This is a genomic window from Bacillus multifaciens, from assembly GCF_030756675.1.
Classification (GTDB): Bacteria; Bacillota; Bacilli; order Bacillales; family Bacillaceae_G; genus Bacillus_A; species Bacillus_A multifaciens.
In genome coordinates this window covers 52,161-73,288 of the sequence record NZ_JAVBXD010000013.1, presented here as the reverse complement: position 1 = coordinate 73,288, position 21,128 = coordinate 52,161, and the positions used below count along the sequence as shown (strand labels likewise).

Sequence of the window (21,128 nt, the reverse complement as noted above, 5' to 3'; positions counted from 1 at the left end):
TCATTTTCCCTTATATATCAATAATTTTTTGACAATCTGTTGAACTGTGATGGATATCACATCTCTATTTTGTGTGCCCTCTTATAGTGAAAGTAAGCAAGAGAGACGCAAAAAAGGAGTGAACAATATGAAAAAGAAACTATCACCACTCATGCAACGTTTAAAATATTTTTCTCCAATAGATCGTTATAACGATAATCATACGCAAGAAACGTATGAAGACCGGGAATGGGAAAATGCCTATCGAAAACGATGGCAACATGATAAAGTAATCCGCTCCACACATGGTGTAAACTGCACCGGTTCTTGCAGCTGGAATATTTACGTAAAGGATGGAATTGTCACCTGGGAAGGACAAGAACTAAATTATCCGTCTACTGGTCCTGATATGCCAGACTTTGAGCCACGCGGATGTCCGCGCGGAGCAAGCTTTTCTTGGTATATTTATAGTCCGCTTCGCGTGAAATACCCATATGTACGCGGCGTCCTTTGGAATATGTGGCAAGAAGAACTACAAAAACATGAATCGCCGTTAGATGCTTGGAAAAGCATTGTTGAAAATCCAGAAAAAGCACGCGCATATAAAAGTGCTCGCGGAAAAGGCGGCTTCATTCGTGCAAATTGGGATGAAGTATTACAGCTCGTTTCTGCTTCCTTACTATATACAGTAATCAAATACGGTCCAGATCGAAATGTTGGCTTCTCGCCAATTCCTGCGATGTCAATGTTAAGTCACGCAGCAGGCAGCCGCTTTATGCAGCTTATGGGCGGGCCGATGCTGAGTTTCTACGATTGGTATGCTGACTTACCGCCAGCTTCGCCGCAAATTTGGGGGGATCAAACAGACGTGCCAGAAAGTAGTGATTGGTACAATGCTGGTTACATTATGACATGGGGCTCTAACGTTCCGCTAACACGGACACCAGATGCCCACTTCTTAGCAGAAGTGCGCTATAAAGGAACAAAAGTTGTTTCTGTTAGCCCTGATTTTGCCGAATCAACAAAATTCGCTGATGACTGGATCAGCGTAAAACAAGGAACAGACGGTGCACTTGCAATGGCAATGGGGCACGTTATTTTACAAGAATTCTACGTGGACAAACAAGTAGACTACTTCATAAATTATGCAAAACAATACACTGATTTCCCGTTCCTTGTCACGTTAAAACAGCAAGAAGGTCAATTTGTTGCAGATCGTTTCTTAAATGCCACTGATATCGGCCGGGAAACAAAGCTTGGCGAATGGAAACCTGTTCTTTGGAACGATAACAGTCTTGATTTCGCTACGCCGCACGGCACAATGGGATCACGCTGGGATAACGAGAAAAAATGGAACTTACGTTTAGAAGATGAACAAACAGGCGAAAAAATTGATCCGCGTCTTTCTTTACTTGGTATGGAGGATGCAATTGGAACCGTACAAATTCCATACTTTTCTGATGACGGAAATGAAGTATTAGAACGTACCATTCCAGTGAAAAAGATTACAACGCCAAACGGAGATCTTTTCGTAACAACTGTCTATGATTTAACATTAGCAAACTACGGCGTCGACCGCGGTCTTGGCGGCCCAGAACCGAAGAGCTTTGATGAAGATGTTCCGTTTACACCAGCATGGCAAGAAAAAATGACAGGTGTAAAACGAGAACTTATTATTCAAATCGCTCGTGAATTTGCGCAAAATGCCGTTGATACAAATGGACGTTCGATGATTATTGTCGGCGCTGGTATTAACCATTGGTTTAACTCTGATACAATTTACCGTGCTGTCTTAAACCTCGTTCTGCTTGTTGGCGCACAAGGGGTAAACGGCGGCGGCTGGGCTCATTATGTCGGCCAAGAAAAATTACGCCCAGCAGAAGGTTGGCAAACTATTGCAACTGCAAAGGATTGGCAAGGTCCGCCAAAACTGCAAAACGGTACATCCTTCTTCTATTTCGTTACAGACCAGTGGCGCTATGAAGATACACCAGTTGGACATTTAGCGTCACCAGTTGTCGGCAACTCACGTTATCAACATCACGGTGATTACAATGTGTTGGCCGCAAGACTCGGTTGGTTACCATCCTATCCGACTTTCGAGAAAAACGGAATTGAATTATATACAGAAGCGGTCGCTAGTGGTGCAACAACCCAGGAAGAAATCGGGAAATATGTTGCAGAGAAGCTAAAAAACAAAGAACTCAAATTTGCGATTGAAGACCCTGATAACAAAAACAACTTCCCGCGCAATTTATTCGTATGGCGCGCGAACTTAATCTCAAGTTCTGGTAAAGGACACGAGTATTTCTTAAAACATTTATTAGGTACGACAAATGGATTAATGAACGACGATAGTGATTCATTACGACCAGAAGAAATAAAGTGGCATGAAGAAGCACCTGAAGGAAAACTAGATCTACTTATCAACTTAGATTTCCGTATGGCTGGAACAGCACTATACTCTGATATCGTTCTTCCTGCTTCAACGTGGTATGAAAAGCATGATTTAAGCAGTACCGATATGCATCCGTTCGTGCATCCATTTAATCCGGCAATTGGTTCACCGTGGGAAGCTCGTTCTGATTGGGATATTTTCTGCTCTCTTTCAAAAGCAGTTTCTGATTTAGCGCAAAAATTAGACCTTGAGCCAATGAAAGAAGTTGTTGCAACACCGCTTCTTCACGATACACCGCAAGAATTAGCACAACCGCTTGGACAAATTAAAGATTGGAGCAAAGGAGAATGTGAACCAATCCCAGGTAAAACAATGCCGCAAATTCATGTTGTGGAACGTGATTATAAAACGATTTATGACAAAATGACCGCACTTGGACCAAACGTTGGAAAGCAACCGATTGGCACGAAAGGCATCTCTTGGTCTGCGGAAAAAGAATATGAACAATTAAAGAGTAAATTAGGTGTCATCCGTACAGACTCCATCGCGAAAGGATGCCCTAACATAACAGAAGCAATCAATGCTGCTGAAGCAGTCTTAACTCTTTCTTCAACAACAAATGGTCATATGGCAGTAAAAGCATGGGAAGCGCTTGAAAAACAAACGGATTTACAACTGCGTGATTTGGCAGAAGAGCGTGAAGAAGAATGCTTCACATTCGAACAAATTACAGCGCAGCCAAAAACGGTTATTACATCACCTGCTTTTAGTGGTTCAGAAAAAGGAGGACGCCGCTATTCACCATTTACAACAAATGTAGAGCGCCTCATTCCGTGGCGAACAATAACAGGGCGTCAATCTTTCTACTTAGATCACGACATGATGAAAGAATTTGGTGAAACAATGGCAACGTTCAAACCAATTTTACAGCATAAGCCGTTCCGTAAATCTCGTCCTGAAGTAGAAGGAAAAGAAATTACGCTGAACTACTTAACGCCGCATAATAAGTGGTCCATTCATAGTATGTATTTTGATGCACTGCCGATGTTAACACTGTTCCGCGGCGGACCAACAGTATGGATGAATAAAGATGACGCTGCTGAAGCCGGTGTTGCTGATAATGATTGGATTGAGTGCTTTAACCGAAACGGCGTTGTTGTTGCACGCGCTGTTGTCACACACCGCATGCCGCGGGGAATGGCCTTTATGCACCATGCACAAGATCGCCATATTAACGTGCCTGGTACGAATTTAACAAGTAACCGCGGCGGAACACATAATAGCCCGACGCGTATTCACGTAAAACCAACTCATATGATTGGCGGATACGGTCAATTAAGTTACGGCTTTAACTACTATGGCCCAACTGGAAACCAACGCGACTTAAATGTCGTCATCCGCAAACTGAAGGAGGTAGATTGGCTTGAAGATTAAAGCGCAAGTCGGAATGGTAATGAACCTTGATAAATGCATCGGCTGTCACACTTGTAGCGTAACCTGCAAAAACACCTGGACGAATCGTCCAGGTGCTGAATACATGTACTTTAACAACGTGGAAACAAAACCGGGCATTGGCTATCCAAAACAATGGGAAGATCAAGAAAAATATAAAGGCGGCTGGGAGCTGAAAAACGGAGACCTTCAGTTGAAATCCGGTTCAAAAGCGAAGCGTCTCATGAACATTTTTCATAACCCGGATCAACCTACAATTGATGATTACTTTGAGCCTTGGAACTACGATTATGAAACATTAACAAACAGTCCACAGCGAAAGCACCAACCAGTTGCTCGTCCGAAGTCAGCTATTACAGGTGAATTTATCGATAAAATTGAATGGGGACCAAACTGGGAAGATGATTTAGCAGGCGGGCATATAACAGGCTTACAAGACCCAAACGTCAAGAAAATGGAAGAAGAAATTAAAACGGATTTTGAAAATGTATTCATGATGTACTTACCGCGTATTTGTGAACACTGCATCAATCCGTCATGCGTATCTTCTTGTCCATCCGGTTCTATGTATAAGCGTGATGAAGATGGCATTGTTCTTGTTGACCAAAATGCATGCCGTGCTTGGAGATTCTGTGTATCTTCTTGCCCTTATAAAAAAGTATATTTCAACTGGCAAACGAATAAAGCTGAAAAATGTACAATGTGCTTCCCGCGCATTGAGGCTGGTATGCCAACAATTTGTTCGGAAACATGCGTTGGACGTATTCGTTATATCGGAGTTATGTTATATGACGCTGACAAAGTAAAAGAAGCTGCATCTGTACCAGATGAAAAAGACTTATACGAGTCTCAGCTTAACGTATTCCTAGATCCAAACGATCCAGAAGTAGCTGCTGAAGCAAAGAAACAAGGTATCCCAGAAGAATGGATTAAAGCTGCTCAGCAATCACCAATTTATAAAATGATTATCGATTGGAAAATTGCTCTTCCTCTTCATCCAGAGTATCGTACATTGCCAATGGTTTGGTATATTCCACCATTAAGTCCAATTATGAACATGGTCGAAGGAAAAGGAAGCAACTGGCAAGCAGAAGAAATCTTCCCTGCTATTGATAATATGCGTATTCCAATTCAATACTTAGCAAATTTATTAACTGCAGGCGATGAATCTCATATTCGTCTTACATTGAAAAAAATGGCTATCATGCGTACTCATATGAGAGCATTACAAATAAATAAAGAACCTAATGAAGATATATTAAAAGAACTAAACTTAACAAAAGAAGACATTGAAGATATGTATCGTCTTCTTGCAATCGCGAAATATAAAGATCGTTTCGTCATCCCAACTTCTCACCGCGAACAAGTGGCAGATCTTTATAACGAGCAAGGAAGCTGTGGTCTTTCCTTTGCCGGCGGTCCTGGCTCTTGCATGACAATTTCTTAGAATAAAGGAGGTAACAATTATGAATCAAAGTTTACAAACAGCTTTCTCTTGTTCTTCCTTTCTTCTCTCCTATCCTGAACAGGGATGGAGAGAAGCGCTTACTCATTTACAAAGTGATATTCAAACTATCGAACATGAGGAAATTCGCACTATCCTTACAACATTTATCGAACAAGCAAAGCAAAAAACAAGCGATGAATTAATTCAATCATTTGTATATACATTTGATTTTGGCAAAAAAACAAATATGTATCTCACTTATATGAATACTGGTGAACAACGAGAACGAGGGATTGAACTACTAGAACTTAAACAACACTATCAAAAAGCAGGCCTCGCTGTAACAGATAAAGAACTGCCTGATTATTTACCGCTTATGTTAGAGTTTCTCGCAAATGCTGGTGAAGAAGATAGTGAACCGATTATGAAAAAATATGAAAGCAATATTGAAGCATTGCATCAACAATTACAAGACACAAACAGTATGCACGAACCAATTGTCCGATGCATCCTTACAGCTATTCGTGCATGGCAGTATGAAATAAACTATGTAAATCCTAATTAAAAAAACGACATAAAAAGCCTTTTCTTTTTGGGTGGGCGAGAACGTCTGGCCATGTGTAAAAGCGGGCAGGGCCTTTTTCTTCCACATGCGAAGTTCAAACAAAAGGAGAAAGAAAGTAGCAAAATCTTTTTTTCTGCATAGCAGCAATCTATATGTCGAAAAGTCAAAATGGATTTATATAGAAAGGAGTGAGTCAAGAATGATGGATCAATTTTTATGGGTAATCTTCCCTTATATCATTTTAGCTATTTTCATTGGTGGACATATTTTTAGATACAACTACGATCAATTGGGCTGGACATCAAAATCTAGTGAACTATTAGAGAAGAAAATGCTCCGAATCGGAAGTTTACTATTTCATTTTGGTATTATGTTCGTAATTGGCGGGCATGTTATGGGAATTTTAATCCCCGAATCTGTCTACAGTTCCCTTGGCATTTCTGAACATACGTATCATATAATGGCAATTGGCTTCGGCCTTCCGGCAGGTATTGCTTCTGTAATCGGATTATTCATTTTAACGTATCGTCGCTTTACGGTAAAACGGATTATTGCAACAAGTACAACTGGAGATTATATCGCTCTTATCTTGTTGCTCATTGTAATGCTTGCAGGACTTTCTTCTACATTTTTAAATATCGATTCAAACGGTTTTGATTATCGAACAACAATTGGCCCGTGGTTCCGCAGCCTCTTTATATTCCAGCCTAAAGCGGAATATATGGCGGAGGTGCCAATTTGGTTTAAAATTCACATCATCGCCGCCATGGGACTGTTTGCAACGTGGCCATTTACAAGACTTGTTCATGTCTTTAGCGTACCAGTGAAATACTTACGACGCAGTTATATCATTTATCGGAAAAGAAAACCGGTAAAATTTTAATGAAAAGAAGTGTGCAACCTTAATTGCACACTTCTTTTATCCCTACTCTATTTGCATTCGATATTCATTTCCCCAATCACGCATCATTACAATAATAGGAATCAATGACTTTCCAAATTCGGTTAATGAGTATTCAACCTTCGGAGGTACTTCCTTATATACTTCACGATGAATCACACCATCAGCCTCTAGCTCTCTTAATTGTCTCGTTAACATTCGTTGCGTAATACCGGGCATCAATCGTAAAAATTGATTAAAGCGAATTTCTCCATTTATTAAATGAAATAGAATAACGCCTTTCCATTTCCCACCGATTACATCTAATGTGACTTCTACCGAACAACGACGTATACTCTCCTTCTCCATCTCATCACTCTCCATTAGTATACATTTTAGTACTATATCCCTAAAATGTCCGTACTTCTATCTGCGATTATACTATATTAAAATCTATAACCAAATTACTACTTCTAAAAATCCGATTCATTGAACGAATCGGATTTTTAGAAGTAGTAAGACCCCCGCTTAAAGAAACGGGGGTCTTACTTATAAAGCATTTCATTGAAATACATAATAGTTCTTTTACGAAAATTCTACTCCAGAATCTATATTCTCTGTACTAGGAGCTGCTGGTAAACCACTCCCACCGCTACTATTTGAACTACTGCTTTGGCTATTTGAGCTATTACTTTGTCCACTACTTGAACCACTACCTGTTAGTCCAGTACCTCGTGTAATCGTAGTTGTCACTGTATCACCTGGTCGTAAGCAAACTTCATTTGTATTCCCAATAACGACGACAACATCTATACACGTTGGTCCGGTTGATCCCGTAAATGTTTTCGAAGCAACAAACGAAGTATCTCGTAAATTATCGCCTGTGAAAATATTCCCAGAATTATTGACGATAACAAATTCCTTAATACAAGCTCCCATTTTTATACAACCTTTCTATTATACTCCGGCTGTTGAACTTTCCTCTAGCGGCGGAATAAATTCAGTGCCTTGTGGTGCTCTTGGCGGCGTTAACTTCCCATTTAAAAATGTCGCAGCACTTGATCCACCAGCCCCGCTAAATACCTTCGTCGCAACAAATGGAGAAAGATCGTAACAATTCCCCATATTGATTGCTCCCTTATTGTTTATAATTTTGATTTTTCGAATAAGTGAATTCACTCTTGAGCCACCTTTCTTAACAATATCTCCTGCTTTCTACACTGTATGCAAAAGAAAAAAACTTGAAACGGACGCGTTTCAAGTTTTCAAAAGAATAATTACACTTTAACTGGCAGTAGCGTTTTACTTTACTTTTCCTTCATACTGCATCATACCGCCAACCATGTTTACTGTCTTATAACCTAGATCATTTAAATAATGGCAAACATTTTCGCTGCGCATACCAGAGCGGCAAATAAAAATATATTCATTTTCTTTATCAAATAAATCTACTTTATGCGGAATATCCCCCATTTTAATATGAACTGCTTCTGGAATTTTTCCGTATGCTACTTCTTCATCTTCACGCACATCTACTAAAAATAGCGTTTCTCCTTTTTCTAAACGCTCTTGTACTTCTTCTGGCATAATTGTTTTCACTTCAGTCATGAACTCTCCTCCTTCTTTCCCCTCAATTTTAGCATGCACCACTTAGAAAACAAGTTATGTGTAGGAGTTACATCATACTTGGGATTTACTGATTAAGAAATTGATGCACTTTTCCAGCAAATAAATACGTCTCAAACACACCTGCCATATGTCCGTATATACTTTCAATTTCATACACTTCTGCAAAATTCCCGTTCTTTCTCAACAATTCGACCATCTGATAATTATAGCGGGAAGGCTGTAGTATATCTTGCTTACAAGGAATCATCAGGACGCTCGCTTCTACTTGCCGAAGCGCTTCTTCTAATGAAGAAAACCCATGAGCAATATCATGTAATATAGTTGCTTTTGCGGTGTACATCCATGAATTTGCATCAACATAGGCGATATTCTGTAACGTTGCTTCGTTAATTGCTTCTTCAAATGAAGTTAATGTACTGAAGTCTTGATACGGTGCTGATTCTGTACTGTCCCGCGGAAATTTCGTTTCATAATAGTGGGCATCATATGCATTTATAAACATCATTTTCGCTGCTAAGTGCAAACCTTTTATGGGCTGCTGCTCTCCGTAATTTCCCTCTTTCCAAGCTGGGTCTAATTGAATTGCATCGATTGCATGTTGCAAAACATTAATAGACGTTACAACTGGATTTTGCGGATTTGTAATCACGCCAATCATTCGTTCCATCATATGCGGATAATGAACAGCCCATTGCTGGGCAATCATACCTCCAGCAGATGGACCAATAACTGTGTGCAGCCTAATAATCCCCATATCCTTTATTAATTCATACTGAATACGAGCCATATCACGAAACGTGAAGACTGGAAATTTCATTCCATACTCTGCGCCTGTTTCTGGATTTATCGTTTTTGGTCCTGTTGTCACAACATAAGGATTTTTCACTTGTACATTACAAAGATTATCTGTACAAATCACAAAATATTTATTTGTATCTATCGCTTTTCCGGGTCCAATTAACTCATCCCACCAACCTGGAACTAAGTCTTGCTCTGTATACTTTCCTGCCGCATGACTCGTTGCACTAAAATAATGACAAACTAAAATAGCATTTGATTTTTCACGGTTTAACGTACCGTATGTTTCATAGCCAATTTGGATTGGAATTGATGTACCGTCTTCAAATGTATATTTCTCTAGCCGAAATACTTGCTTTTGTACATATAACATCTTTTCGCCTGGTTTAAAAAACTTATAAAAATCTATCAAAACGTTGGCGAACCAAGACAAAAGCCAACTACCGAAAAGGAATCTCACCTTTTTCCTGTCCGCAAGGCTATCACCTTCTCATTTCACCTACTGTGAAAGAATAACGGCAGGTTCCTGTTAGGAACGGTCTTGTTTTGCGCATAATCATTCATCCGAGTCAACTATACGCAAAGGGATATAAGTTTTAAACCAGGTTCCCTCCCTTCTTGATTTGAAATAAAATTTGTTGATTACTCATATACACTGTTTTATGAAGGATACTCCATAATTTCCAGTTGTGATGGTCTTTCCATGTTGCGATGGTTTGTAACCATTTCTTATATACCTTCTTTGTATTCTTATTGCTTTCTTCCAATGAAGCAATAAGAATATGAAGTTTTGTTGAGATTTGGTTTTGTAACAAAGAAATCATTTCTTTTGGTAGTTTTTCTTGTAGTCCGAGTCCACGACGTGCAATCGTAAACGCAGCAGTTTCATGAACGCTAATCCCATACTTTTTACTATATTTTAGTTTTCCAATCACGCTTGTATAAGCAGGGTTCACCGTTTTGACGGAAAATCCATTGCGAAGCCCCATTCTGATTAAACTACTTACCATCTTCTTGTAAGTAAACTGATAAAATTTGCGATTACTGTATTTGTCTGTATCATGAGATTGTTGAAAATGTAAATCTTCTAGCACAATGCCGCCAACATGTTGAGAAAATAACAGGCGGTAATGTACCGTTTGCAATATGCGTTTCATACATCGCAATTTTTTGTTCTAATTTTTGTTTTCGCTTTCGTAAACCGTTTAAACAAACGTCTAATAGTACTTTTTTTGGTCTTTTTCGACCACTTTCATATTCTTCTATTTTTTGTATGGTTTGTTCTAACTTTTTTTGATTATTTTCTACATAAACAGGAAGGAGTTCTTTTTGAGAGGAAATGATGGTTTGTGCTTGTAAAACTGCATCTTCACAATAACGTTTATTTAAGGAATACACGTGTTGTAATTTCTTGATCAATTCTTTATCGTGATGTCCTTCTGTTAAACGATTAAAACTATAACGTTTGGCACTTTCGAATGTACGAATCAAATCAAGAAGTTGTTCCCTTTGTTCCATTTTGATGGTTTTGATTTTACAAGAACGTGTTGTTTTCATCTATTACTCTCCTTTCATTCATACATTTTCAATCTCTTTACTTACATTTTCCCCCTCCACATTTCCTTTATTTATTCAATTATTATTTCCTCTAAAACTCATATTACTCTGTATCCAAAATTGCTTCCCGCGCTATTCGTATTTCACTTTTTCGCACACAAATATATGTATAATATATAAAAATTCCCACAGACTAAAGTTATCTTATTTGGGTAAAGAGGGAATACATATGTTTTTCAAATGGTTTCACAAAAAGAAGAACGATAATAAGCAAGTAGAAAAGAACAATACAGATACGAAAAAGAAACAAAATGAACAAACAAACAGTAATCAAGTAGCGCAAACGAACAAGCAGCAGGAAAATCAGCAACAAGCTCAAAACAACAAACAACAAGCAAACCAACAGCAGGCTCAAAACAACAAACAGCAGACAAACAAGCAACAAGCTCAAAACAACAAACAACAAGCAAACCAACAGCAGGCTCAAAACAACAAACAGCAGACAAACAAGCAGCAAGCAAATCAACAGCAAACTCAAGCAAACAAGCAAACTACAACGAATCAACAATCAAAGCAAAGTCAAAACGGCATTTTTGACTTTAGTAAACCAGAGCATGAAACTGCGCATTCACTACAAGAGCTTATCAAAAAATTACGAGAATCAAGCGATTTTGTTCGCTATCAAACTTCTGACGACCCAGCTAAACCTTATTGGATCTCATTTTTTCGTACGTCAATGGATGGGATGAGATTACAAAATTATTTAATGCCTGCTTTATTGCACCATACTGCACAAACACTAGAAGAAATAAAGGCAATGGTTCCAATAAGCGGACTCATCATTACAAGTGACGTGAAAAAAATTGAAGAAATGGTTTTAAAAGGGCATGCTATCATTCAACTACATGAGCATGATACGGAATGCCTACTTGCAAACATTGCAATTGAAAAATATAGATTACCGACTATCCCATTGAACGAATCAACAGTTATCGGACCGCAAGAAGGATTTGTAGAGGATATCGATACAAACATAAACCTTGTTCGAAAACGGTTGCCAGTTCTTGAATTGAAAACGAAAGAACTGTTAATTGGAGAATTCTCCAAAACAAAAGTTGTTATCATGTATTTGAGTAATGTAGCAGAAAAAGAAAACGTTACATATTTAGAAGATACCTTAAACACAATTCAATATGAGCAAATTAATGATAGCTATTATATTCCCCAGCTAATGGGCAATACATCTATTTTTCCAACATTTATTAATACAGAACGGGCTGATCGTGTCAGCAACGGGCTCATTGATGGCAAAATTGCTATATTTGTTGATGGCTCGCCAAATGTTTTATTATCACCTGTATCTCTACTGGATTTCTTTATCTCTCCAGAAGATTACAGCGTGTCATGGTTTTATGCAACGTTTTCCCGTTTATTACGTCTTGTCGCAGTTACGTTTTCCATTTGTGCAACGCCCCTATATGTAGCCGTGCTTAGTTATCACTATGAATTAATTCCAAGTGACTTGCTTGAGACATTGATTTTATCGCGGGCACAAGTACCATTTCCACCTATCATAGAGGCTATTTTTCTGGAGTTAGCTATTGATCTTCTCCGCGAAGCAGGAGCCCGATTACCGATGAAGGTCGGGCAGACGCTCGGTATTGTAGGCGGTATCGTTATCGGACAGGCATCAGTCCAAGCGGGATTAACAAGTAATATTTTATTAATCATCGTCGCCCTATCTGCACTTGCATCGTTTATTACACCGATTTATAAAATGGGAAATGCTATTCGTTTACTTCGCTTCCCCTTTCTCATACTTGCCGAGTTATGGGGATTATTAGGAATTTCGCTAGGATTTATCATTCTATTAACACGGCTTTTTCGATTATCATCTCTTCGAAAACCGTATGCATTTGTTTATCCATTTCGCAAACAGTTAGCAAAAGACGCCTTCGTACGAATGCCCTTATCTAAAATAACTACGCGCGGGGTTCAAGAAAGACCACAACATGTTAGTCGTTATGTAAAAGAAGTGTCTAAAAAACGTATGACAGATTTCGATGAATAAAAAGCGAGGAGCGCATATGAGTACAGTTAAAATCAACTATAAAGTATCTCCCATTTTTGTTTTTTTCTTAGTCCATGGCGCGCAATTCGGTGTTGGTGTTCTTGGATTTGCACGTGTTATTGCAAAAGCGGCCGGATACGATGCATGGATCGGGGTTATTATTGCGGGTATCATCGTTCATATTCTTATGTGGATGATATACCGTTTATTAGAAGGTGTAAACGGAAACTTGATTACATTACATCAACATCTATTCGGAAAATGGATAGGCAATGCATGCACTCTAATCTTTATGGCATATTTCTTTCTTGTCAGTGTCTCCGTTATGCGCACGTACGTAGAAATTATTCAAGTTTGGATGTTCCCAACGGCCGCCACATGGAAATTAACAATCTTTTTATCGATACTTAGTTATTACATTATTTCATCCGGCTTTCGAGTTATGACCGGTATTTGCGTTGTTTCTGTTGTCGCTACATGCGGATATATCATGCTGCTACTTGTGGTCATTAAATATGGAAATTTCGGAAACCTACTTCCTATATTCAATCATTCTTTTGGGGATATTTTAAAAGCAGCTCAAGCATCGACTTATACACTGATTAGTTTTGAAGTTATTTTGATGATGTATCCATTTATCAAAACGCCTGAGAAATCTCATAAATTTGCACAATATGGTGTTTTATATTCTAACTTTTTATATTTATTAAGTACAATCCTTGCTTTTACCTTTTTTAGCGAAAAACAATTGTCAAAGACAATTTGGTCACAGCTATCGATCACGCAAGTCATTCATCTTCCTTTCATTGAGCGTCTAGAATATATTGCGATTTCTGGCTATGCCCTCATTGTCATTGCAAGTATTGTCTTACCATTATGGGCTGCAACAAGAGGATTACACGAAGTCTTTCATGTAAAACAAAAGTACATATTACTTTCTTTATTATTCATAACCGTCATTATCTCACAGCTCCTAACAGAACGGCATGACATTAATAATTTTATCTCTTATATATCAAAAGCAAGCTTTTGGATTGTGTTTGTATACATCCCAATCTTATTTCTTATAATGTGGGTGAAAAAGAAATGGAAAACATTAAGAAACAAGTAATATTCCTTTTTAGCTTATGTTTACTTTTTACAACCGCATGTGTCCCAAAAAATATCATTGACGATATTAGCCTTATTCAAGGTGCTGTTTTTGATGTCGCTTCAGATGCGGGTTCAGACCGTGGAAGAGTAAAAGTAACTTACGTGTGTCCAATTCAAAGAAAAGGAAATAAAGTACAAGTACTTCAAGGGTATGGAAATACAATTAAACAAGTGAAAACAACAACCTCTTTAGAATCGGGACAGCCTCTTGCAAGCGGACAAATACGCGTTACTCTTTTCACAGAAAAATTAGCTAAAAAAGGGCTCTCTAGTGCATTCGATACACTTATTCGCGATGTAAATATCGGAAACTTAGTATATGTCGGTATCCTAGAAGGAGGCGGTAATAACGAAGGTGAGAAACTTTTATCGGGCAAATACAGCACTGCTTCTAACGTAGCAATTTACATCAAAAAAATGCTGGAACATAATATGAAAACAGGTCTCTTACCAAACGATAATTTATACATGCAAACTTTCCGATATTATCGTGACGGACAAGATACGTATATGCCTATATTAAAGAAAAAAAAGAATAGCATTAAAGTTACAAGTATTGCTCTTTTCAAACAAGATAAATATGTCGGAAAAGTAGAAGAAAAAGATATGTTTCTTTTCAAAACGCTGCTCGAGAAAAGCCAACTGGATTCCCATGAGTTTAAAACAAAGTTAGGCTATACGATCATTAACAATATTCGTTCTTCCCCTTCTTATCATGTACATGTAAAGGACGGAAAACCTTCCTTTGTTATTCGCGTAAAAATGGCAGCGCGTATTCAAGAGATTTCAAAACATACGAACTTAGAAAATAAAAAAAATGTAGAAATAATACGAAAAGATGTCGTAAAGAACTTGAATACAGATGGTGCAAAATTAGTTAAAAAACTTCAATCTCTAGGTGCAGACTCACTTGCTTTAGGTGCCAAATTTAAAGAGCACTACAGACCATTTCAATTAAAAGAATGGAGAAAAATGTACAAAGATGTTCCGGTAAAAGTACAATATGAGGTTGATATTACAAATTCAGGAGTTATTGAATAAAAACTGGTTCATCACCAAAAGACGGGGGTGACATATAGATAGATGCACACTCCACTCCGAGTGGTGTATTAAAAATGATTCATTTTCAAAAAATCAACCCCATGTTACGGTGATGAACCTAAAAACTCCTCTTAATTTGAAAGAGGATCAAACGCAAAATGGCTTTTCATAGTACATTTCATTCCATATACTAAAAGGTAAGAATTATAAATGAGGTGGCACCGTGTCTAAAAAATTGATAAAGCCTATGTTACATATCATTCTCTTTTGTACTGTCTTTTTATTTGCTCATACATATTTAAAAAACGCTTCCCTTACACGTTATCTCCTTGTAACAGTACCGGTACTTATCATTGGAATGTTTGGAATAGATATCGCGCTATCCTTAACAGAAAAAAAAGAATAGCATTTGTAAAAGTAGAATGTACACAGCCCTAACCGAAATCATGTTACAATAACAGTCGGAAAAGAACGAGAAAGGATGAAATAACATGACAAACGAAAAAGGTTTAGATAAAGGTTACGAGCTTGTTGCGAAAATGCATGAAATATTCGGTCACCCTGTTGCAGATGCACCAACAAAATTAACAGAAGAGCGTGCAAAAATTCGTGCAAGCTTCATGCAAGAAGAACTAGAAGAGTTCTTAGAAGCAAACACAGTAGAAGATCAATATGATGCACTAATTGACTTAATTTACTTTGCATTTGGAACGTTTGCCGAAATGGGTGTACGTCCTGATAAAGGATTTGAAATTGTAAACAATGCAAACATGGCAAAATTATTCCCAGACGGAAAACCACGCTTCCGCGAAGGTGACGGCAAAATTTTAAAACCTGAAGGATGGGAAGCACCAGAACCACAACTTCGTGCTGAAATTGAACGCCAGCGTCAAGAAGCACTTGAAAAAGTAGGAAAATAACGGTGAGATCTTGTCATTTATTGTCGAGGGGTCTTTATGTTGTGTCGAAGCGCCGATATATCTTAAAAGTCGCCGATATATCTTAAAAGTCGCCGATATATGATGAAAAACGGTCGATATATGCTAAAAATCGCCGATATATGAATACTTTGAAAAGGAGCCATCTACAGATGGCTCCTTCTATATTATTTCTTCTTCGGTGCTGTCGTTTGACTTTGTTTCCCTTTAGAGAAATTAGATGAATCATCAAAGTTTGGCTGTCTTTTTACAGCGTTATTGCTTCTTCCTTTACCCATATGTAACACCCCCTTCTTTTTTATCATTCCCAAATAAAAAATCTCCTTGCATAGAAGGAGATTTTACATAGTTGATAAATTTTACATTTTATTGGCCTTGATACGGCATGCCATAATGATGGCCATGGTGATGATGATGATGCGGATGATAAATAACATGTTGATAGCCATGGTGATGATATGGATAATGATGATGATATGGATGATACCCCACATGATGATAGCCATAAGGATAGCCTCCATGTGGATGATGTCCTACTTGCGCCTGCGGAAATCCGCCCATACCATATGGACTTGGCATTTGTCGTTGTTCACTATAATTCATTCCGTTCACCTCTTCCTCCGAATTTAACGTGTCGATGTTATCATATTGCAAAAAGAAAAATAGGTGTTTGTCTATGCTAAAATTCAACTCTTTCATCCCGTTTAAAACATAAAAAGAGCACCTAAAAATAGGTGCCCTTTTTCATTAGTTCGCTACGATATTTACAAGTTTTCCAGGAACAACAATTACTTTACGAACTGTTTTCCCTTTAATTTGTTCTTTAATTGCTTCAAGTGCAAGTTGTTCCATTTCTTCTTTTGATGCGTCTTTTTTCATTGTTAACTTCGCACGTACTTTACCCATGACTTGAACAACGATTTCCACTTCGTCTTCTACAAGTTTAGACTCATCAAATGTTGGCCAGCTTGCATATGAAATTGTTTCGCTATATCCAAGCTTGCTCCAAAGTTCTTCCGCAACGTGCGGTGCAACTGGTGCAATCATTTTCACGAAACCTTCTACATATTCTTTCGGAAGTGTTTCTGCTTTATATGCATCGTTAATAAACATCATCATTTGAGAAATTGCCGTGTTAAAGCGCAGCTCTGCATAATCTTCCGTTACTTTCTTCACTGTTTGGTGATATACTTTTTCAAGATTTTTGTTTGGTGCATCTGTAATTTTCTCACTTAGTTCACCATTGTCTTGAACAAATAGACGCCATACACGATCTAAGAAACGACGTGCTCCGTCAAGGCCATTTTCAGACCAAGCAATCGAAGCATCTAATGGCCCCATGAACATTTCGTATAGACGAAGTGTATCTGCACCATGACTTGCTACGATATCATCAGGATTTACAACGTTACCTTTTGATTTACTCATTTTCTCGTTGTTTTCTCCTAAAATCATACCTTGGTTAAATAGTTGTTGGAATGGCTCTTTCGTTGGAACCACACCGATATCATATAATACTTTATGCCAGAAGCGTGCATATAGTAAGTGAAGTACTGCATGCTCTGCACCACCGATATAAATATCAACTGGAAGCCATTGTTTTACTTTTTCAGGATCTACAAGTGCTTCGCTGTTGTTTGGATCCATGTAACGTAGGTAATACCAGCAGCTACCTGCCCATTGCGGCATTGTGTTTGTTTCACGACGACCTTTTTTACCAGTCTCAGGATCGACAACATTTACCCACTCTTCGATGTTTGCAAGTGGAGATTCTCCTGTACCAGATGGACGAATGTTCTCTGTTTTTGGAAGAACTAATGGTAATTCTTCTTCTTTCACAGCTGTCATTGTGCCATCTTCCCAATGGATAACTGGGATTGGCTCTCCCCAGTAACGTTGACGGCTGAATAACCAGTCACGAAGACGGTATGTTACTTTTTGATTTCCTGCACTTGTTACTTCAAGCCACTCAATCATTTTTACAATTGCTTCTTCTTTATTTAAACCATCTAGAAATGCAGAGTTTACGTGTTCGCCATCATCCGTATGTGCTTCTTTTGTGATGTCTCCGCCTTTTACAACTTCTTTCATAGGAAGGGCAAATGTTTTTGCAAATTCGTAATCGCGCTCATCATGAGCTGGAACTGCCATTACAGCACCTGTTCCGTAAGTAGCAAGTACATAGTCAGCGATCCAGATTGGTAATTTCTCACCGTTTACTGGGTTAACTGCATAAGCACCAGTGAATACACCGGTTTTTTCTTTCGCAAGTTCTGTACGCTCTAAATCACTTTTCGCTTTTACAGAATCAATGTACGCTTCCACTGCTTCTTTTTGCTCTGCTGTTGTAATTTCTGCAACAAGCGCGTGTTCTGGAGCAAGTACACAGTACGTTGCACCGAATAATGTATCTGGACGCGTTGTAAATACAGTAAATTTCTCATCTGTACCGTCAATTTTGAAGTGAACCTCAGCACCTTCAGAACGGCCAATCCAGTTGCGCTGCATATCTTTTAGGCTCTCTGGCCAGTCAAGTTCATCTAAGTCTTCTAGAAGACGATCTGCATATGCAGTGATTTTCAGCATCCATTGTTTCATCGGACGACGTTCAACAGGATGTCCGCCGCGCTCACTCACGCCATCGATTACTTCTTCGTTCGCAAGTACTGTACCAAGTGCTGGGCACCAGTTTACAGGGATTTCATCTACGTAAGCTAATCCTTTTTCAAATAGCTGTAAGAAGATCCATTGCGTCCACTTGTAGTAGTTTGGATCTGTTGTATTTACTTCACGGTCCCAATCATAAGAGAAGCCTAATGCTTTAATTTGGTTACGGAACGTGTTAATGTTTTTCTCTGTAAATTCAGCTGGGCTGTTTCCAGTATCAAGTGCATATTGCTCAGCTGGAAGACCGAATGCATCCCATCCCATCGGATGAAGAACGTTATAGCCTTGCATACGTTTCATACGAGATAAAATGTCCGTTGCTGTATATCCTTCTGGATGTCCTACGTGCAGCCCTGCACCTGATGGATATGGGAACATATCTAGTGCGTAAAATTTTGGTTTTTCTGTTTCATCTGGCGTACGGAATGTTTTATTTTCTTCCCAATACGCTTGCCACTTCTTTTCAATTTCTTGATGATTGAAGCTCATGAAATACCCTCCATTCAAATTCTATATATTTTCACCGCCAAAAATACAAAAAACCCCTCATCCCAGAAAAGGGACGAGAGGTTATAGATTCCCGCGGTACCACCCTAAATTAATGTAATAAAGGATGTTCAAAACGTCCGGTAAAGATCGCTATCCGATTTCTTTATCCTCCTTTTTGAACAAGCACTAATATACATTCGCTTAGATCCGTAACGTGGATGGACGGCAATTGCTACTTTGTTTCACAACTGCAACTCAAAGGCGAGTTCATAACGAAACGTGGATTGACTTGCACCGACCGTCAATTCTCTAAACCAGTTTCTATTACTACTACTCCTTCTCACTGTTATTACATATGAGTTATTTAAAATATATTCTAAAACAAGTTACATGTTCCGTCAAACTAAACTGCAATTTTTTCGTCTACTGTTTCTTCAACACGTACTTTCTTATCATACATACTCGTTGCGATAATTGCTATTACAAGCATGACCATGATCGCGATAAATAATACTTCCATATTATATAAATCAACAATTGCTCCGCCAACAACCGGTCCAAACATTTTTCCAACAGTCGCTGCACTATTTACAACACCTTGATAAAAGCCAAGCTTATCTTTTGGTGCAAGGATATTCGCAATCGTTGGCACAGCTGGCCAAACAAATAATTCACCAATTGTTAATGTCACCATCGCGACAAGGAACATTGTAAATTGCTGCGCTTGACTTAACACGATAAACGACACTGCGAAAATACCAATTCCGATCATAATTTGTTGTTTTAAAGAACGTTTCATCGCGCGAATAATCATACTGATTAACGGCTGTGCACAAACAATCATCGCCCCGTTGATCGTCCATAATAAACTATAATGGCGAAGACTAATATTCAGCTCCTGCATATGCGTCGCAATCGCCCCTTGCCACTGTACATACGTAACCCAGCATAAAGCATATGCAACACACACAATAAGAAGCGCCTTGAATCCTGGTGTAAGTGACCAACCGTTTTTCGTCTTTTCTTTTACCGCTACACGTTTTTCTTTCTTATCTTCCATACCTCGGAATCCAATAAAAGCAATTAAGAAGAAAATAAAGTATAAAATAAAGTTCGCTAAGAAAATGTAATCGAAGCGATAAGAGGCAACTAAACCACCGCACGCCGTTCCAACAGCGATCCCAACATTTTGTCCAACGTACATCGCATTAAATGCTCTTCGGCCGCCTTCTGGCCAAACCGTTCCGACCATCGCATACATCGCCGGGAAGACCATTCCAGAACCAAATCCAATTAACGCAAGCCAAATAATATAAAATGGCCAGCCATGGAAAAATACAAGACCTAAAATCGCTAATAATGTAATCACAATTCCAACTAAAATCGACTTATATCCGCCCCACTTATCAAATAAAACACCGCCGAGTAAATTACCAATTACTCCGGTTAACGAGTTAATCATTAATACCATTCCAGCCACAGATAATGACTTTCCTAAATGATCATGTAAGTAAATTGTATTAAAAGGCCATAAAAAAGAAGCACCCGTGACATTAATAATCATCCCGGCTACTAATAGCCATACTTTCCTTGGCATAGTTCCCCTCCGATTCTTTTTTTTCGTTCTTATATAACAATAAAATTGTAGTCGTTTTTAAATAAGAAGGCAACTGATTAATAGTTGGTGAAATTCAGATAATGAAATATAAACTATATAAATACAAATTAAAAAATCGATATAAAAACCCTCTTTTTTTAGGCAGGCGAGAGCATCTGGCCACGCATAGAAACGGTCAATGAACGACAAAAACAGCGTGTCAAGAAAGGAATCTACCACGTTCAACACATTAATAACTTTCATAATCGCTTGAAAACTTGGATGGAACGTTTCCAAAGGGTTGCAACAAATACCTTTCAAGAATAGATACTAAAAGCCCTAATCCAATTACTATAAGCGGAACAATGAACAACTGCATCAGAAAAGGGTCTATTGATTCAATAAATTCCATAACATTCCTTATCTCCATTTATTGGAATTATATCATAGTAAATATTATCCTTAAAC

General features: G+C 38.4%; 17 protein-coding genes, 2 pseudogenes and 1 other annotated feature. Of the genes and pseudogenes, 10 read left to right on the top strand and 9 right to left on the bottom strand.

Annotated features, from left to right (window positions below; translation table 11 throughout):
* The first annotated feature begins 127 nt into the window (after positions 1–127).
* The 4 genes from Q9306_RS10750 to narI all read left to right on the top strand — a co-directional run bounded on the left by Q9306_RS10750 (position 128) and on the right by narI (position 6,724).
* On the top strand, positions 128–3,811 hold the full coding sequence (locus tag Q9306_RS10750) for a nitrate reductase subunit alpha (protein ID WP_306198137.1): 3,684 nt from the start codon (positions 128–130) through the stop codon (positions 3,809–3,811).
* Entirely contained in the window at positions 3,801–5,276 is a 1,476-nt protein-coding gene (gene narH, locus Q9306_RS10745) for a nitrate reductase subunit beta (protein ID WP_306198135.1), read from the top strand. Before Q9306_RS10750 ends, narH begins: the two co-directional genes overlap by 11 nt.
* A gap of 19 nt (positions 5,277–5,295) precedes the next feature.
* Complete coding sequence (gene narJ / locus Q9306_RS10740) at positions 5,296–5,841, top strand: nitrate reductase molybdenum cofactor assembly chaperone (RefSeq protein ID WP_306198132.1); 546 nt, start codon at positions 5,296–5,298, stop codon at positions 5,839–5,841.
* Positions 5,842–6,040: 199 nt separating this feature from the next.
* On the top strand, positions 6,041–6,724 hold the full coding sequence (gene narI, locus Q9306_RS10735; protein ID WP_306198130.1) for a respiratory nitrate reductase subunit gamma: 684 nt from the start codon (positions 6,041–6,043) through the stop codon (positions 6,722–6,724).
* A gap of 42 nt (positions 6,725–6,766) precedes the next feature.
* On the opposite strand, the gene Q9306_RS10730 is transcribed toward narI, so the two are convergent.
* The 6 genes and pseudogenes from Q9306_RS10730 to Q9306_RS10705 form a co-directional block, all read right to left on the bottom strand.
* The gene (locus Q9306_RS10730; protein WP_306198129.1) at positions 6,767–7,090 is read right to left on the bottom strand and encodes a winged helix-turn-helix transcriptional regulator; all 324 of its coding nucleotides are present in this window, start codon (positions 7,088–7,090) and stop codon (positions 6,767–6,769) included.
* Between the two features lie 216 nt (positions 7,091–7,306).
* Positions 7,307–7,660 (bottom strand): hypothetical protein, encoded by a 354-nt coding sequence (locus Q9306_RS10725; protein WP_306198127.1) that lies wholly within the window; start codon positions 7,658–7,660, stop codon positions 7,307–7,309.
* A gap of 18 nt (positions 7,661–7,678) precedes the next feature.
* The gene (locus Q9306_RS10720; protein ID WP_306198125.1) at positions 7,679–7,900 is read right to left on the bottom strand and encodes a spore germination protein; all 222 of its coding nucleotides are present in this window, start codon (positions 7,898–7,900) and stop codon (positions 7,679–7,681) included.
* Between the two features lie 123 nt (positions 7,901–8,023).
* Complete coding sequence (locus Q9306_RS10715) at positions 8,024–8,329, bottom strand: rhodanese-like domain-containing protein (RefSeq protein WP_306198123.1); 306 nt, start codon at positions 8,327–8,329, stop codon at positions 8,024–8,026.
* A gap of 85 nt (positions 8,330–8,414) precedes the next feature.
* Complete coding sequence (locus Q9306_RS10710) at positions 8,415–9,521, bottom strand: alpha/beta fold hydrolase (protein ID WP_306198120.1); 1,107 nt, start codon at positions 9,519–9,521, stop codon at positions 8,415–8,417.
* Between the two features lie 223 nt (positions 9,522–9,744).
* Positions 9,745–10,705: pseudogene (locus tag Q9306_RS10705) on the bottom strand (IS200/IS605 family accessory protein TnpB-related protein).
* A gap of 229 nt (positions 10,706–10,934) precedes the next feature.
* Here Q9306_RS10705 and Q9306_RS10700 point away from each other — a divergent pair.
* From Q9306_RS10700 to Q9306_RS10680, 5 genes are all read left to right on the top strand, one after another.
* Complete coding sequence (locus Q9306_RS10700; protein WP_306198118.1) at positions 10,935–12,776, top strand: spore germination protein; 1,842 nt, start codon at positions 10,935–10,937, stop codon at positions 12,774–12,776.
* A 16-nt stretch (positions 12,777–12,792) separates the two neighbouring features.
* A complete protein-coding gene (locus tag Q9306_RS10695) occupies positions 12,793–13,887 on the top strand; it encodes a GerAB/ArcD/ProY family transporter (RefSeq protein ID WP_306198115.1) in 1,095 nt (364 codons plus the stop codon).
* Positions 13,863–14,969, top strand: coding sequence for a Ger(x)C family spore germination protein (locus Q9306_RS10690; RefSeq protein WP_306198113.1), 1,107 nt, complete (start codon positions 13,863–13,865; stop codon positions 14,967–14,969). The genes Q9306_RS10695 and Q9306_RS10690 overlap by 25 nt, the downstream gene beginning before the upstream one ends.
* Before the next feature lie 223 nt (positions 14,970–15,192).
* Positions 15,193–15,375 (top strand): hypothetical protein, encoded by a 183-nt coding sequence (locus tag Q9306_RS10685; protein WP_306198112.1) that lies wholly within the window; start codon positions 15,193–15,195, stop codon positions 15,373–15,375.
* 85 nt (positions 15,376–15,460) lie between these two features.
* The gene (locus tag Q9306_RS10680) at positions 15,461–15,889 is read left to right on the top strand and encodes a pyrophosphohydrolase domain-containing protein (RefSeq protein ID WP_306198110.1); all 429 of its coding nucleotides are present in this window, start codon (positions 15,461–15,463) and stop codon (positions 15,887–15,889) included.
* 384 nt (positions 15,890–16,273) lie between these two features.
* Here Q9306_RS10680 and Q9306_RS10675 read toward each other — a convergent pair whose 3' ends face one another.
* The 3 genes from Q9306_RS10675 to Q9306_RS10665 all read right to left on the bottom strand — a co-directional run bounded on the left by Q9306_RS10675 (position 16,274) and on the right by Q9306_RS10665 (position 20,660).
* Entirely contained in the window at positions 16,274–16,510 is a 237-nt protein-coding gene (locus Q9306_RS10675) for a hypothetical protein (protein WP_306198107.1), read from the bottom strand.
* Positions 16,511–16,654: 144 nt separating this feature from the next.
* The gene (gene leuS, locus Q9306_RS10670) at positions 16,655–19,063 is read right to left on the bottom strand and encodes a leucine--tRNA ligase (protein WP_306198105.1); all 2,409 of its coding nucleotides are present in this window, start codon (positions 19,061–19,063) and stop codon (positions 16,655–16,657) included.
* A gap of 66 nt (positions 19,064–19,129) precedes the next feature.
* Positions 19,130–19,416: a binding site (T-box leader), on the bottom strand.
* 50 nt (positions 19,417–19,466) lie between these two features.
* Positions 19,467–20,660 carry an MDR family MFS transporter gene (locus Q9306_RS10665; RefSeq protein ID WP_306198103.1) on the bottom strand — a complete coding sequence of 398 codons (1,194 nt, stop codon included), beginning with the start codon at positions 20,658–20,660 and terminating at the stop codon, positions 19,467–19,469.
* Positions 20,661–20,849: 189 nt separating this feature from the next.
* Between Q9306_RS10665 and Q9306_RS10660 the strand changes: the two are divergent.
* Positions 20,850–20,969, top strand: a pseudogene (locus Q9306_RS10660) (IS1595 family transposase); the annotation flags it as partial.
* Positions 20,970–21,128: the final 159 nt, after the last annotated feature.

Excerpts from the sequence above, each read along its gene's own strand:
- Q9306_RS10750 (WP_306198137.1), top strand. The coding sequence starts at position 128 with ATGAAAAAGAAACTATCACCACTCATGCAACGTTTAAAATATTTTTCT.
- narJ (WP_306198132.1), top strand. The coding sequence starts at position 5,296 with ATGAATCAAAGTTTACAAACAGCTTTCTCTTGTTCTTCCTTTCTTCTC.
- narI (WP_306198130.1), top strand. The coding sequence starts at position 6,041 with ATGATGGATCAATTTTTATGGGTAATCTTCCCTTATATCATTTTAGCT.
- Q9306_RS10730 (WP_306198129.1), bottom strand. The coding sequence starts at position 7,090 with ATGGAGAAGGAGAGTATACGTCGTTGTTCGGTAGAAGTCACATTAGAT.
- Q9306_RS10725 (WP_306198127.1), bottom strand. The coding sequence starts at position 7,660 with ATGGGAGCTTGTATTAAGGAATTTGTTATCGTCAATAATTCTGGGAAT.
- Q9306_RS10715 (WP_306198123.1), bottom strand. The coding sequence starts at position 8,329 with ATGACTGAAGTGAAAACAATTATGCCAGAAGAAGTACAAGAGCGTTTA.
- Q9306_RS10710 (WP_306198120.1), bottom strand. The coding sequence starts at position 9,521 with ATGTTATATGTACAAAAGCAAGTATTTCGGCTAGAGAAATATACATTT.
- Q9306_RS10700 (WP_306198118.1), top strand. The coding sequence starts at position 10,935 with ATGTTTTTCAAATGGTTTCACAAAAAGAAGAACGATAATAAGCAAGTA.
- Q9306_RS10695 (WP_306198115.1), top strand. The coding sequence starts at position 12,793 with ATGAGTACAGTTAAAATCAACTATAAAGTATCTCCCATTTTTGTTTTT.
- Q9306_RS10690 (WP_306198113.1), top strand. The coding sequence starts at position 13,863 with ATGGAAAACATTAAGAAACAAGTAATATTCCTTTTTAGCTTATGTTTA.
- Q9306_RS10680 (WP_306198110.1), top strand. The coding sequence starts at position 15,461 with ATGACAAACGAAAAAGGTTTAGATAAAGGTTACGAGCTTGTTGCGAAA.
- Q9306_RS10675 (WP_306198107.1), bottom strand. The coding sequence starts at position 16,510 with ATGAATTATAGTGAACAACGACAAATGCCAAGTCCATATGGTATGGGC.
- leuS (WP_306198105.1), bottom strand. The coding sequence starts at position 19,063 with ATGAGCTTCAATCATCAAGAAATTGAAAAGAAGTGGCAAGCGTATTGG.
- Q9306_RS10665 (WP_306198103.1), bottom strand. The coding sequence starts at position 20,660 with ATGCCAAGGAAAGTATGGCTATTAGTAGCCGGGATGATTATTAATGTC.